This is a genomic window from Catenulispora sp. EB89 (assembly GCF_041261445.1).
Taxonomy (GTDB): domain Bacteria; phylum Actinomycetota; class Actinomycetes; order Streptomycetales; family Catenulisporaceae; genus Catenulispora.
In genome coordinates, this window is record NZ_JBGCCU010000005.1 from 150,711 (window position 1) to 163,714 (window position 13,004).

15 protein-coding genes are annotated in these 13,004 nt (G+C 65.5%); 11 read left to right on the forward strand and 4 right to left on the reverse strand.

What is annotated here, in order from left to right; all coding sequences use genetic code 11:
• Nucleotides 1-28: 28 nt before the first annotated feature.
• The 3 genes from ABH920_RS12970 to ABH920_RS12980 all read left to right on the forward strand — a co-directional run bounded on the left by ABH920_RS12970 (nt 29) and on the right by ABH920_RS12980 (nt 2,766).
• Nucleotides 29-571 carry a C40 family peptidase gene (locus tag ABH920_RS12970; RefSeq protein WP_370349174.1) on the forward strand — a complete coding sequence of 181 codons (543 nt, stop codon included), beginning with the start codon at nt 29-31 and terminating at the stop codon, nt 569-571.
• Between the two features lie 699 nt (nt 572-1,270).
• The gene (locus tag ABH920_RS12975) at nt 1,271-1,828 is read left to right on the forward strand and encodes a hypothetical protein (RefSeq protein ID WP_370349175.1); all 558 of its coding nucleotides are present in this window, start codon (nt 1,271-1,273) and stop codon (nt 1,826-1,828) included.
• Between the two features lie 50 nt (nt 1,829-1,878).
• Nucleotides 1,879-2,766: a hypothetical protein gene (locus tag ABH920_RS12980; protein WP_370349176.1), complete on the forward strand. Its 888-nt coding sequence runs from the start codon at nt 1,879-1,881 to the stop codon at nt 2,764-2,766.
• Here the strand turns inward: ABH920_RS12980 and ABH920_RS12985 are convergent.
• The 4 genes from ABH920_RS12985 to ABH920_RS13000 all read right to left on the reverse strand — a co-directional run bounded on the left by ABH920_RS12985 (nt 2,763) and on the right by ABH920_RS13000 (nt 4,951).
• Nucleotides 2,763-3,368, reverse strand: a complete 606-nt coding sequence (locus ABH920_RS12985; RefSeq protein WP_370349177.1) for a helix-turn-helix transcriptional regulator — start codon at nt 3,366-3,368, stop codon at nt 2,763-2,765. The genes ABH920_RS12980 and ABH920_RS12985 overlap by 4 nt on opposite strands.
• Before the next feature lie 129 nt (nt 3,369-3,497).
• Nucleotides 3,498-4,064, reverse strand: a complete 567-nt coding sequence (locus tag ABH920_RS12990) for a helix-turn-helix domain-containing protein (RefSeq protein WP_370349178.1) — start codon at nt 4,062-4,064, stop codon at nt 3,498-3,500.
• Nucleotides 4,064-4,546, reverse strand: coding sequence for an ATP-binding protein (locus ABH920_RS12995; protein ID WP_370349179.1), 483 nt, complete (start codon nt 4,544-4,546; stop codon nt 4,064-4,066). The genes ABH920_RS12990 and ABH920_RS12995 overlap by 1 nt, the downstream gene beginning before the upstream one ends.
• A gap of 3 nt (nt 4,547-4,549) precedes the next feature.
• Nucleotides 4,550-4,951 (reverse strand): hypothetical protein, encoded by a 402-nt coding sequence (locus ABH920_RS13000; RefSeq protein ID WP_370349180.1) that lies wholly within the window; start codon nt 4,949-4,951, stop codon nt 4,550-4,552.
• Nucleotides 4,952-5,596: 645 nt separating this feature from the next.
• On the opposite strand from ABH920_RS13000, the gene ABH920_RS13005 reads away from it, so the two are divergent.
• The 8 genes from ABH920_RS13005 (at nt 5,597) to ABH920_RS13040 (ending at nt 12,931) form a co-directional block, all read left to right on the forward strand.
• Complete coding sequence (locus tag ABH920_RS13005) at nt 5,597-6,580, forward strand: hypothetical protein (RefSeq protein WP_370349181.1); 984 nt, start codon at nt 5,597-5,599, stop codon at nt 6,578-6,580.
• Nucleotides 6,577-7,125, forward strand: coding sequence for a GNAT family N-acetyltransferase (locus ABH920_RS13010; RefSeq protein ID WP_370349182.1), 549 nt, complete (start codon nt 6,577-6,579; stop codon nt 7,123-7,125). Before ABH920_RS13005 ends, ABH920_RS13010 begins: the two co-directional genes overlap by 4 nt.
• A gap of 452 nt (nt 7,126-7,577) precedes the next feature.
• Nucleotides 7,578-9,080, forward strand: a complete 1,503-nt coding sequence (locus ABH920_RS13015; RefSeq protein WP_370349183.1) for a radical SAM protein — start codon at nt 7,578-7,580, stop codon at nt 9,078-9,080.
• On the forward strand, nt 9,070-9,765 hold the full coding sequence (locus tag ABH920_RS13020; protein ID WP_370349503.1) for a hypothetical protein: 696 nt from the start codon (nt 9,070-9,072) through the stop codon (nt 9,763-9,765). Before ABH920_RS13015 ends, ABH920_RS13020 begins: the two co-directional genes overlap by 11 nt.
• Nucleotides 9,762-10,610, forward strand: coding sequence for a hypothetical protein (locus tag ABH920_RS13025; protein WP_370349184.1), 849 nt, complete (start codon nt 9,762-9,764; stop codon nt 10,608-10,610). The genes ABH920_RS13020 and ABH920_RS13025 overlap by 4 nt, the downstream gene beginning before the upstream one ends.
• 42 nt (nt 10,611-10,652) lie before the next feature.
• On the forward strand, nt 10,653-11,462 hold the full coding sequence (locus tag ABH920_RS13030) for a PfkB family carbohydrate kinase (protein WP_370349185.1): 810 nt from the start codon (nt 10,653-10,655) through the stop codon (nt 11,460-11,462).
• Between the two features lie 30 nt (nt 11,463-11,492).
• The gene (locus ABH920_RS13035; protein ID WP_370349186.1) at nt 11,493-12,437 is read left to right on the forward strand and encodes a nucleoside 2-deoxyribosyltransferase; all 945 of its coding nucleotides are present in this window, start codon (nt 11,493-11,495) and stop codon (nt 12,435-12,437) included.
• Nucleotides 12,434-12,931 carry a hypothetical protein gene (locus ABH920_RS13040; protein WP_370349187.1) on the forward strand — a complete coding sequence of 166 codons (498 nt, stop codon included), beginning with the start codon at nt 12,434-12,436 and terminating at the stop codon, nt 12,929-12,931. The genes ABH920_RS13035 and ABH920_RS13040 overlap by 4 nt, the downstream gene beginning before the upstream one ends.
• The last annotated feature ends 73 nt before the right edge of the window (nt 12,932-13,004 follow it).

A 13,004-nucleotide genomic window follows, 5' to 3' on the forward strand; every position in this document is an offset into this window, starting at 1 on the left:
AGCAGTCGGCTGCTCGACCCTCTTCCTGATGTTCGTCGTCCTCGTCAGCGCCGCTGCGGCCTCCGTCGCCTCGGCCGCCCTCAATCCACTCACCGCCGTATGGAACGAAGCCGCTTCCGCACCGCCTCCCGATCGCCGATTCAGCCCTGACCAGCAAGTCGGCATCATCGCCGCTGCCGAGCAAGAAGCCCCGACCCCGGCCGCTGCCGCCGCGATCGCCTTCGCCTCGCGGCAACTCGGGCTCCCGTACGTCTGGGGCGGCAACGGCCCGGCCAAAGGCGATGCGGGCTACGACTGCTCAGGCCTGACCATGGCGGCCTACGCGAGTGCCGGAATCAATATTCCCCGCACCGCCACAGACCAGTATCGGCGTGGGCCGGCCGTCCCCCTTGCCGCACTGAAGCCTGGAGATCTTGTTTTCTACGGCAATAACGATTTCGCCCATCATGTGGGAATCTTCGTTGGCGCCGGGGTCATTCTCAACGCCCCAAAAACGGGTGCGATGATTCGGCTCGACCCGCTGGCTGCGGGTGACCTCTTCGCCGCGACTCGACCGAGCGCAGACCACTAGGTCGTTGCGGAGTGCGGTCCGGGTACCGCTCCGGGGGCCGTTGCCTGACCCCCTCAAAGCAGAGCCAAGGTGTCATCAAACAGCAGGTCGAAGCTCATTTGATGGCCGGTTCCAAGACCCGACGATCGTCCATCTGACGATCATGACCATCGCCGCCGGAACCTCCGCACGGCCGCGCCCAACCGTCGCCCGACAAGGGCGGAGAAGAGGCAGCCAAGAGAGTGGAAGGCAATCCGAATCGCGTATCTGGTGTCAAATATTGGAGGCGAATAACGCAGACTCCAAACGGGTGAATATTGAACCGTTGCAACTTGCCGCAGGCGAGAATCAGGGCCAGAATATAAACAAGTAGAAATCGCTGCACGACAGTTGATCGGCGATCTCACGAAGAATTCGAGGAATCCCCTCGGATAGGCACCTGGCCTCAAAACCCTGGTGGACGCGGTTGCACCCGCGTCCACCAGGAACAGGACCGCAAGTTCACCCGTCCGACTCTCTAAATCATGACTGGAGTACCCATGGACCCTGCTCCGATTCTCCCGGATCTCCGGACCGCGCGTCGCACGCCACGCGCGACAGGGCCGCTCGCCGTCTCGTAGGCGCGGCCGCTGCGCAGCCGACGCTGCGCGTCCATCTCCCCCTCCGCAGGCACCTGCCCTGGTCAAGGCTGCCTGCGTTCGATCCCGAATGGAGCCACCCATGTCCGTTGCCTTCTGCGCCGCATGGATCAACGAAGTCACCCTCGCACTCCCCATCGACTGGACACGCGACGTTCCCGCCGAGAACGCCGACGGAAACACCATCTACCTCTCCACAAGCTGGACCAGCCCGCACTCAAAGGTCACGCTGACCGCCACGGTGTCCAGCACGGGCCACAGTTCGGCCGACATCTGCTGTAGCGGCTGGAGCGTCGAAGCCGAGAATCTGTCCCCGACCGCCCTCGCGGCAGCAATCGACGCGGCCACCAGGTACGGCACCCAGCCGGACGCCCCAGACCTGAGTGCCGCCTTCGTCGGAGTCTCACTCACCTATCACGACTGGCAGAGCGCGACGTACGCCAACGAACCGGTCGAGATGCGCCGCTGGATCAGCCCCGACGGCAACCGCATGTTCGACTTCATCCGTCGCAGCAAATCCGGGACATCAGTCTTCGTCGTCCACCGCATCAACGCCGGCCATCCAGCCGTCGAGGCAGCGATCACCGCAGACGGGTTCACTCCCGCCGCTGTCCTGCTCAGCCTCGCCATGTCGGACTGAGCGTGCCGTTCTCCTCAACCCCCACCCCTGCGCGAGAAACGGCACTGCACTTGAATCCCCACCGCACCACGTCGGCCGCCGACAGCTGGAACGTCGGCGCTCTCGTCTCGTTGACTCTCCTGACTTCGGCCGTCGCGTCCATCGTCGTCATCGGGTTCCTCGGCTCGTATGGCCCGCTGCGTGACGCCTTCCTCGCGATCCATCAGAGTCCCGCCGCCGCCTCGCGCGACCCGTGGGCCGTCGACGGACTCATCGCGGTCGCCACCGCCGCCGCGATCTGGTTGAAGAACAGGCAGGTAGCGCACATCTACGCGGTCACTGTCGGCGGCGTCGCCACCGCTGCCTCGCTGCTGTTGAACTTCCTGCACGGCTGCGGCGTCATCCGTCCCGGCGGCCAGACCGACGGTCCCCTTCACCCCCTCCTCGTCCTCATCATCACCTCACTCCCCGTCGGCGCGATCGGCTTCGGATCCCACCTCCTGATCGCTTGCGTCCGGAACTTCCGGGCCCGGGTCCCGCATACCGGCGACGAGTCCAGGACGGCCCACATCGAACAGCGGGACCGGAGTGAGGATCCGAAGGCTCTGGGGTTCCGTCCTGCCGACCACGCACCGGACCGCTCTCTACCCAGTTCGCGATTTCGCATCGCCGCACTCGTCCCGGACGGACCACGCGCGTACCGGTCCCCGGACCAGTCCCGTACCGCCGGCATGGCCGAACTAGACCCGGCCCTAGTCGAACTGGGACGCAAAGCCCTGGCAGGACTGGCAGAGGACGGCGTCCCACCCACCCGCGACACCCTCCGCGCACGAATGGGAGTCGGGAACGGCAAGGCATCAGCGGTCTGGACCTACCTGCGTGCTGTCGGAGGACCAGAGCATGCGGACGGGACCTCGGACCGGACCGCACCGATCCACTCGGACGAGCTCGCCCCTTAACCCCGTGCGCGGTACGGGACCGTACCTTGAGGACGGTCCCGTACCGCTACCTGACAAGGATGGCTATCAGGTCGCCATTCTTCGGTCAACGCCCGGATCGTCTCGCGCAACACCAAGTCCTTGGGCCACAGTGCAATGGAGCATCCCAACTTCTGCGCCCAAACGATCTGCGCAACCGATCGCGGAGGAATAACGGACAGCTCCCAATACGAAATCGCTGATCCGCTGACGCCAACAAGCCGACCAAAAGTCTTTTGATTCAGCTTCAAAGCCTGGCGACGACGTTTTAGTGGTCCAGCGAGTCGCCGCAGCTCGAAAGAATCCCCTGTTTCACCCGGAAGCAACCACAGGGGTTCGGGTAACAGCACCTTGCCATCCGGGCCGACGACCACCAGGCACCGATCAAGCCCACCCGACCAGCGCGTCAGGTGCACCAAGGTGGGATCCAACCGCAGGTTCTCCCACTCGGAGATCGTCCCACCACGAACCCCGACCCTGGATGACAGCGCCGTTTGGGAGATCCTGGCATCCCGACGAAGAGCCCTTAGCTCGCCAATAACCTGCATGAAGGCATGCTTCGCCGCTTCATCAACTTGCAGCATCACTAGCAGCCTTGTTCGTGATGCCGGACTCCATCCAGGCCCTCCACATGCAGCACACAAATCCCGCTTGTGTAGAGCCATGATAGAGCACTTAATCGAGAACCCGGAAATTGTTGCCGTTCTCAGTCCTCATTTAGCGCCCTCATGTGGGCTATAGTCCAGCCATCCCGGCAACCTGGAGCCGGGGCGTCGTAGTCGCGGGATGCCGTCGGCGATGGGCCGGAGGTCCAGCGAGTAGCCGAGTTGCCGGGCCCAGACGACGTGCGCGATCGGTCGCGGGGGTACGCGGACCAGTTCCCAACGCTGGATGGAGTCGCGGCTGACGCCGACCAGCTCGCCGAGCTGCCCCTGAGCCATCCCCAACGCCAGGCGGCGGTTCCGCAAGGGGACAGCAAGCTGGCGCCGCTCAAAGGACTCCCACTCCTCGCCGGGCCGCTGGCGCAGCGGACCATTGCGCACTTCCCCGTCCCGGCCAATGACCACCAGCCGGCGGTCGAGCTCGCGGGACCATTGGATCAGATGCCCCAGAGTCGGCTCTACCGCCCCGGTCTCCCATTCGGAGATGGCCCTGCCCCGGACCGGAAGCCCCGCCGACAGCGCGTTCTGGGAGATCCCGACCCCCAGACGTGCAGTCCGCAAACCTTTGATGATCCGCGCGAGGGCTCGTTCCGCACCGGCGTCGATGTGCAGCGCCATCAACGCTTCCAGTCGTCCGTCGTCATGCCGACCTTTCGTTTGGCTCTGAACTGGCGGGAGAGATCGGCGGCCGGGCCCTGGGGTCGGGGTATCGCCGGGACCTCGTCGAATGTGATCTCGGCCCAGACCGACCGGGCCGTAGCGTCGCCGTCCACGCCCCAGGAAGCGGAAAGCATGGCGACGATGGCCAGGCCGCGCCCGGCCTCGTCCTGCTCACCCGGGACACGCAACGCGGGCGTGGAGGGCCCGCCCTGGTCGTCGACGCGCACCACGCAGCGGTTCGCGAACCGAGTCAGCCGTACGACGAACTCCCCTTCAGGCTCGCCGCTGGCGGTGTGTTTGATGGCGTTGCCGGCCAACTCGTCGGCGACCAGCGCCACGGTGTACGCCGCGTCGCAGTCCCCGAGCACCGCGCAGGCGAAGCGACGGACTTCGGCCAGGCACTCGGGCCGGCCGGCGAACTCCTTGTGCCAGATGTCCACGGCTCACCCACCCCCTTTGGGCGGCCGGGTGTTCCACCGGCAGCGGATCAGCGTCTCGGTGTGCTCGGCGACCTGGAGCGCGGCCTTGGCCGGACTACTTCCGGTCTCGTGCATGACCAGGCACGCCAGTGCGGTCTGCAGACCCCGGTGGTAGCCGTGCCACTCACTCTGATCGCGCCGCGCCTCATCCCCGATCTGGAAGTACTCGCCGGCGTCGAAGGTCAACGTCGCCGCTAGCCCGAGGACCGCCAGGTAGCTGCTGGAATGGCCCGCGGCGAGCAGTCGGCGCTGGAACTCCGCCTCTGCCGGCGTCGCAGCGATGCCGAACATCGCCGGCACCCGGCCGACCACCCGGCCGTCTCTGTGCTCGGCCAGAAAGGCCCTGATGTCCTCCAGCCGCCTCATGCCGGACCCGCCAGCTGCGTCGGCACTTCGAAGCCGCACGGCGCGGCTCCAGCCCGAACTGACAGTTCGGGCTTCCTGGCTATGCAGGCGAGGACACAGGCGGGCTCGTCCACGCTGTTGGGCCATGGTTGAACGTGCGCGGGCTCGGTGGCCTCGCGCACCACACGCCGCCGGGAGTTAGCCGCGACAGTGGGCTGTATCTGGGTATCCACGGGTCCCTCGTTACGGAATCGGAGCTGTTCGGGCAGATGTGAGGTGCGCCCGGACCAGTGAACGTCCGACCCGATATCGACGAACAGGAAAACGCGGTTCGTTTGTGGTCTCGGCGAATCGGAAAACTTGACGATTCCTTTACCCAGCAGCAAGCGCTCCTGGTCATCACGGCGATACGTTGCGTACATGTCGGGGAACCGAGCTCTACGCCAGAAGGCGGCTGACCTGGGGTTCACTCATGACGAACTGGCGCGGCGGGTGAACCTTCAAATCCAGGAGCTCACCGGAAAACCGGGAACAGTATCAGAGCGCACCGTCCACAACTGGCTGGCCGGCGCTACTCGGTGGCCCCCTGCCAAAATGCGGTTAGCGTTAGGTGCAGTATTCGGATGTGCCCCTGAACATCTCGGATTCCACCCGCCGGATGGTGTCGTGAAGCGACGCGAGTTCCTCGCCGCCACGGCCAGCACCACCGTGGCCGTTGCCGGACCGACACAGCGACGGATCGGGGTCGGGGACGTCCAACGTCTCCAGACCAAATTTGCCGACGTCATCGCCCGCGACCACCTCCACGGCGGCCGAAAAGGCATCGAGACGGACGCTCTGGCCCTGGCGGAGAAGGCCATGGCACTTCAGCAAGTTGGCAGCGCGAGTCAACGGGTGCGTGGTCTGCTGTACGCCACTGCCGCAGCGTTCACCTCCAGTGCCATGTGGGCTGCGATCGACGGGCGCCGCTTCGACGCCGCCCAAGACCACCACCGGCGCGCCTCCAGCCTCGCGGCGATGTCCGGGGATCCGACTATCGCCTTCCGCATCTGGTCGCACGCCGGCAGCCTGTATCGGCATATGGGCCTCGTCATTGACGCACAGGCTGCCAACGACGTCGCCCGCAGGCTAAGCATCACCCGCTGCGACCCGTTGTTCGCTTCCCTCGGCCATGCCCGGCACGCCGCGATCCTAGGCCTGACTGGCGACGCGAACGCGGTGCGGCGCGCCATTGACCAAGCGCAGGGAGCGCTAGATCAGGCTGACCCGGCCGCCGACCGGCCCACGTGGATCACCAACCACTACGACCAGGCCGAGCTTGACTCACTTGCCTTGGCTGCACACCTTGCCCTCGGCTCGTTCGAAGAAGCCGAGGCCCGTGCTCACCGCAGTCTGGCCGTACTGCGCCCGCACATGAAGCGCAGCAGGGGAATCACCACCGCTCGGTTGGCGAGAGCCCAACTCGGTCAAGGCGACATCGACCAAGCCGTTCACACCGCGATGTCCGTACCGAAAGATCAAGCCGCCCACCCTCGTGTGGCCGGCATGCTTGGCAGCTTCGGCCGGAGTGTGCACGAACTCGCAGGTGCCGACAGCAACGCTCGAACGTGGGACCAGTGGGTCAACGACACCCGGAGGAACAGCACATGAGCACCGGCGACATCGAGCTGCGCCGATTCAACGACTTGGCACCAGCACGTCAGGCGCTGATCGACGTATACGCCGACGTCCGGGCGCCCCTACTTCACCTGCCGAACTACCGCGTCGAGGTATTCGCCGAACGCCTTGACCGCCACGCTCACGAAGCCGGCTGGGAGGCCGTCCTCGGCTACGACAACGGCGAGGCAGTGGGCTACGCCTACGCCAACACCCTGAGCGCCGATGACCGCTGGTGGTCTCGCATGATCGAACCACTGCCCGAGGGGTACACCGCCGTGCCGACGATGGCGGTCAAGGAGATCGGCGTCCGCACACCGTGGCGCGGCATCGGAGTCGCCCGCCGCATCCACGACGAATTGCTCGCATGGCGTTCCGAAGAACGCGCAACCCTGCTGGTCAATCCGCTCGCGGGCGACGGCAAGGTCGAACGGCTCTACGCGACCTGGGGCTACACCGTCTTCAACAGCCAGCAACCTAGCCCGGAATCCCCCAAGCTCGTAGCGATGATCCGACCTCGGACCCTTCAGGCTCTGTGACTTGTCCAGCCCCAACAACTCCCTCAGAAGGAACAGGATGTGTGTACCGCAGTAACCGGCGTTGCGACGGCGATCCGCGAGCAGCTCGAATGGGCACGGAGGTGATAGGGATCAGTTGCATCGACCGCATGGCCGACTCGACATTCGCCAAGGGTTTCGCCGTGCCGACTGAGATCCGAGTGACCGAAGTCCTTCCTGTTAGTGCGCTTCGACTCCCACCCCGGGCGAGGTGATCCAACTACGAATTGCCCCTCGGCCCGAGCGGCTGTTGCGCATCGAGGTCACTGACATGTGGTCGCCAGCGACGACGTGGATGGGCGGGGCTGTTTCTGATCCGCTCGGTCGCAGTCGGCTCGGCCGGCGCCGATCTCCAGAGGCAAGGCGCTATAGGTCCACCTCGAAGACGTCGCGAGACGATAGGAGATGCGACGAAGATGACGAGTACAACGGCTGTGATCCTGGACTGCTTCACCGTCGAGCCCTCCGGCCTGGGCGTTCCGCCCTACCTGTCGAGCTACGTCCGTGACGCCTACTCGGCACTGCGCCGGGCATTGCCCGAGGCGGACGTCCGCTATGTGACGATCGACGACGTCCGCTGGCACCTCAACAGCGGCCAGCCGCATGTTCCCGCGCCGGCCTCGGACCCGCTGACCTACGCTGCTACCGCGAACCGGGAGACGGCGCTGAAGCTGTTGCACGACGCCGCCATAGTCGTGGTGGTTGGTGGGGACAAGGTGCCCTCGGTGCATCTACACGCGGTCAATGGCTCCCTGCCGGAGATCGCCAGGGCATTGGCCTGTACCCGCGGCAAGACGATGCTGTTGGGGCCGCTATCGGCCTACGCCGTCTCCGAGCCGGCCGAGTTCGCCGGACTCTTCGATGCGGTCCACACTCACACCCTGACCTCGGAGACTTTGGATCGCAGCACGTTCGCCGCAGCCGACTATGCAGCGCAGCGGGCTGACCGTGAATCCTATGTAGGCCTGGTCGAGCAGCTGAGCTGGGAACCGATCGCCGAGATCGAGCTCTACCGCGGCTGCACCCGCCGCCGCTTCTGCGACTTCTGCAACGAGCCGGTCAAGGCTGCGAACGTCGCCTTCCGCACCGTCGAGGATGTCCTTCACGAGATCGGACTCCTGGCGCGTGCCGGGGTGCGCAATTTCCGTCTGGGAATGCAGACCTGCTTCTTCTCCTACCAGAACCGGGATGAGAAACAGATCGAGGCTCTGCTGGCCGGAGTCCGTGAAACCGTTCCGGACCTGGAAGTACTCCACATCGACAATGCCGACCCGCTCGCCGTTGCTTCGCCAGCCGGCGGTCGGATCGCGACGCTGGTCGCGAAGTACTGCACCGAGGGCAACTGCGCCCCGATGGGCATCGAGTCCTTCGACCCGGACGTCATCGAGCGCAACACCCTGACCTGTACGGGGGAGATCCTGCTGCGGGCTGTGGAGAACGTGAATACCGCTGGCGCCGCACGAGGGCCCGGTGGGCTGCCCATGCTGCTTCCTGGCCTGAACCTCATCTACGGACTGCCGGGGGAGACTCACGGCACCCATCTGGCGAACCTGACGTGGCTCAGCAGAATTCTGGCGGCCGGGCTGATGTGTCACCGCACCAACGTCCGCCAGGCCCGCGCCTATCCCGGCACCCCGCTGGCCGCGCTTGGCGAAATGGAGCCACCGCCGTCGGCGGCGCACTTCAACACCTGGAAGGCGGACCTGGACGCGGTTTGGGACCTGCCGATGAAGCAGCGCGTCTACCCGACCGGGCTGGAAGTTCCGGGACTCCACGCCTTCTTCGTCAACGACGCTGGCACGTGGTTCCGTCGGCTCGGCTCCTACTCCATCCAGATCGTCGAGCCAGGCAGTACCGTCGCTCTCTACACGAAGGCGGACCTGCAAGTGACCGGGCACGCACCGCGGTGGGTCTACGGTGAACGCCATGGGCTGTGACAGCACCCTGCGCCTGTTGCGAGCCGAGCGCGCACGCCTCAATGGCCTGAAGCACGTAGGCGTGTTGGTTCCGTGGGCGAACACGATCGTAGAGACCGAACTGCCGCGGCTGGCCGCCGATCGCCTGGTATTCCACTATGCCCGCCTGGTCCCGGCAGGTAGATCGACAGCGCTGGACGAAACGTTCCTCGACGGCCTGCGCGGGGCCGTCCCAGACGCGTTGTCGTCCCTTTCCCGAATCCAGCTGGCTGGCGCGCTGCTGGCTTGCACGTCGGCCGGGTTCACCGCCGAGGACTCCACAGCTGGCACGACGTCCGCGTTCGCGGCGATCTTGCAGGCCCTCCAGCGGCTGAAGGTTCGCCGCATTGCGCTAGCAGCGCCGTATCCGCACGCCACTGCCGTCACCGAAGCCGCGGCGTTCGCCTCCGCCGGAATCACCGTCACCGGCCTGGCCAGCCTTGGCCAAGCCGACGACTACGATCAGATTGCCGCAGGTACCAGCAGGGCTCTCATCGACCGCCTCAGCGCCACAGAGCTTGCGGATGCCTCTGCGCTGGTGCTGTCCTGCACCAACTGGCCCACCCTTGACCTGGTAGCCGACCTGGAGTTCACGCTCGGGATGCCGGTGATCTCGTCCAACCTGGCCCTCGCGATCACCGCCTGCACGATTGGAGACCAGCCGTGACCGTCAAGCCGAAACAGCCGCGCAAACGGGTCGCGAAGCCGACGGCGTTCAGCCCGAAGTTCGCTGACAGTCTCTTTGACCGGGTAAGCCGGATCGCTTCGCTGCCTCAGGTCAAGCAGGCAGTAGAAGCCAACCACGACGCCAATCGTTGGTGGCCGCTGACGATCACGGACCCGAGGATGCGGATGCTGGCCGCCGGCTGGTCGACGCGGATCAGCAACTCCATGGTCTCTTCCTACGCCGCGGTGCTCGCCGAAGCCGATGCACTCGGCTTCGACAAGCTCACTGCGCTGGAAGACGAGGAACTTGCCAAGATCGTCCACCCGCTGGGACTTCGCGACAGCCGCATCGCCTACCTGCGTTCCTTAGACAAGTTCGTCGGTAGACTCGCCGACGATGGAACAGCTGTCGATCAGCTCGGCTCGGACGAGCTGATTTCCCGGATCGCCGCCGAAGTTGACCAGGCGTCCTTCAAGGTCGGGCAGTGCGCCGCGCTCTATGTCGGCGGCTACCACTGCGGTGTCATCCCTGTCGACTCTGGCATGGTCGACAAGCTCGCCCCGTTCTTCGGGATCACGCTGCCCTCGGGGTCGGCTGCTCACGAGACCATGCGGAACCTGCTCCAACAGGGCGTGACCGCCCGGACCGATGACTATCGGCAGCTGATCGTCGATCTTGACTATGCGGTTACCATCGCTCCCGGCGTTGTGCCGACCTGGTGGACGCACCTGGTGCTCATCTACTTCAAGCGCTCCTACCTGAACCGGTCGCATCCGGATCTCTGCACTAAGCGGCCTGGCTGTTCGGCGGTCGTTGCCTGCCAGCACGCCGCCGCCGTGCCCTGACCTTCGCACTTGCCATACAACGCAGTGGGGGATCGCTCTGCCATGCCCAGACTTGATGTGATCGGCAATATCTCCATTGACCACACTCGCTACCCCGATGGTCGCACCATACGACTGATCGGCGGCGCTGCGCTGCATACCGCCGCTGCGGCACACCGAGCTGGCTTGCCGGCCGCGCCGGTCTCTGTCGTCGGCACAGATCTGGCCCACCTGCCTGACGATCCGCGCCTGACCGCGCTGGACTGGAGCGGCATCACGGTCGTCGATGGCCGGTCCGCCCAGTTCACCATCGAATACGACACGCTCGGATGCGTCAGTTCCCTGGCAGCCGAATACGGGGTCGCTGACGGCTTGACCAGGCACGGTCTGGCATGGATAGACGCTCACACGGCCGACGCGGTCCACGTCTGCTGCCGCCGGCCTCTGGACGCCGCCCCGGTCTTGGCGGCCCTGGCCGAGGCTGGCTGGCGGTTCAGTCTCGATTTCTTCGTCTCGAGCGCAAAGCAGATGATCGACCAGGCTGCGCCGTTCTTGCCCGAGGCTGTCGCGGTGTTCGTCAACGCCGCCGAACATGCCCTGCTGACCGATGTGGTTCCATCCCGACAGCTGCGGCTGGTCGTGGTGAGCGACGGTGCCAGACCCGTCCGGCTGCTGCGCCGGGGACGGCTCGCGGCGCAGGCCAGGCCTCCCCAGACCACTGCCGTTGAAGTGACCGGCGCTGGTGACACTCTGGCCGGAACCTTCCTTGCCGCTGTTGCAGCCGGAGCGAGCGACGGTGTCGCGCTCCGTCAGGCAGTAGCTGCCGCGACTGACCACGTCGGCGCCCCGGCCCTTGCTCTTGAAGACCGTTGACCGTGCACGTCAGCAGAAGGGACTCACCCGATGCTCTACGTAGCGCACCGCCTGTTCGCTGCCCATGACCGAGCTTTAGGCGCACAGACCGCACGCATCCTGGGAGAGACGGCCGGCGACGACAATGTGTTCCTGCCGTTCTGCGACACCGACGAAGAGGACTTGGTCGCCGACATCAAAGGACTCCGCCTGTTCGAGCTGGACTCGGCCCGGTTGAGGTACCTGTCGGGAATGCTGGCCCTGCTGCACGGGCCCAGCCTGGACGACGGCGTCTGCATGGAGATCGGATTCGCCGCCGCCCTCGGCGTGCCGGTGGTCGCGTTGACGACCGACTTCATCACCTATGCAGCCACGCCCGACGGGCCCAGTTGGTCGTTCCCGGACCCGCTGATCGACTTTCTAGCAGCTGATGTGATCAGCGCCCGCACGCTTGGAGCAGCACCCGAGGGGCGGTCCGGACGCTTCGCCGATTTTGAACACCGCAACCGCGCCCAGCTCGTTGAAGCCGTGCACCTTGCATGCCAGCGGCTGCTGGAACTCACCCGACCCGCTCAGGTCAACGATCAAAAGCCGGCACGGGAGCAGCGGCTTGCCTTCGTCGAGCCCTCGCCCTATGGCGCTCGGGCCGATGGGGACGAGATCGGCGCCAAGCTCCATGAGCTCGGCTACCAGGTCGTCACTGCCAACCGCTTGTCCGTCAACGACCGGCTCGACGGCGCTGCGGCGGACTGGGCTACTGCAATTTCTGCGGACCTGCTGGTCGTGGATGTGTCCGGTCCCGAAGCCCCGCCCGGGGCTGCCGCGATGATCGGTGCGGCTGTGGCGAGAGGCCGTACCGTCCTGGCCTACAACCCGGCCCCGGCCTGGACCTTCGCCCACGGGCGGGAACCGAACTGGCGCAACCTGATGATCCAGTACGGGGTCAGTGGCATGTTCGCCACGTCCGCCGAGATCAAAGACCTGGTCCGCGAGTGAACGTCGACGAGCTGGCTGCCTACCGCGTTGTGGCCCTGGACGGCTGCGACGGCACCGGCAAGACGTCTCTGGCCAACCTGCTAGCCACCAACCACGGATTTACCATCGTTCATTCTCCGCGTACTCCTGACCAGGTCGATTTGGCAGCCCGCTACCGCAGTCTGATCAGCGGTGACGGACGGTTGGTCATGGACCGGTGCTTCATCAGTGAACTGGTCTACGGCCCCATTCACCGTGGACGTAGCCGGCTGGCATTGGAAGACGCCCTCGACCTGGCCGAAGCAGTGACCGCGCATAGCGGAGTGATGGTCCACCTGACTGCTCCGCCGCAGGTCATACAGCATCGGCTACTCGAGCGTGACGGGCCGCCGCTGACTCCCATCGAGGAGATCACCGAACTGGTCGACGCATACGGACGGCTGTTCGACACTGTCGGTGCCCGTGTTCAAGTCGTCAGAATCGATACCGCACAGGTCACAGAACCGTTCCGGTGACACGTTTTTCATTTCGGCCCGGCGTCACTTCTGCCCCGCTAAGCTCACGCGCGACTGGAACGACGTCGACACG

What these genes read in the sequence shown, in the direction of transcription:
- ABH920_RS13000 (WP_370349180.1), bottom strand. Translation starts at nt 4,951, where the DNA reads ATGAGGCGGCTGGAGGACATCAGGGCCTTTCTGGCCGAGCACAGAGAC.
- ABH920_RS13020 (WP_370349503.1), top strand. Translation starts at nt 9,070, where the DNA reads ATGGGCTGTGACAGCACCCTGCGCCTGTTGCGAGCCGAGCGCGCACGC.
- ABH920_RS12985 (WP_370349177.1), bottom strand. Translation starts at nt 3,368, where the DNA reads ATGCTGCAAGTTGATGAAGCGGCGAAGCATGCCTTCATGCAGGTTATT.
- ABH920_RS13030 (WP_370349185.1), top strand. Translation starts at nt 10,653, where the DNA reads ATGCCCAGACTTGATGTGATCGGCAATATCTCCATTGACCACACTCGC.
- ABH920_RS12990 (WP_370349178.1), bottom strand. Translation starts at nt 4,064, where the DNA reads ATGGCGCTGCACATCGACGCCGGTGCGGAACGAGCCCTCGCGCGGATC.
- ABH920_RS12970 (WP_370349174.1), top strand. Translation starts at nt 29, where the DNA reads ATGTTCGTCGTCCTCGTCAGCGCCGCTGCGGCCTCCGTCGCCTCGGCC.
- ABH920_RS13010 (WP_370349182.1), top strand. Translation starts at nt 6,577, where the DNA reads ATGAGCACCGGCGACATCGAGCTGCGCCGATTCAACGACTTGGCACCA.
- ABH920_RS12975 (WP_370349175.1), top strand. Translation starts at nt 1,271, where the DNA reads ATGTCCGTTGCCTTCTGCGCCGCATGGATCAACGAAGTCACCCTCGCA.
- ABH920_RS13035 (WP_370349186.1), top strand. Translation starts at nt 11,493, where the DNA reads ATGCTCTACGTAGCGCACCGCCTGTTCGCTGCCCATGACCGAGCTTTA.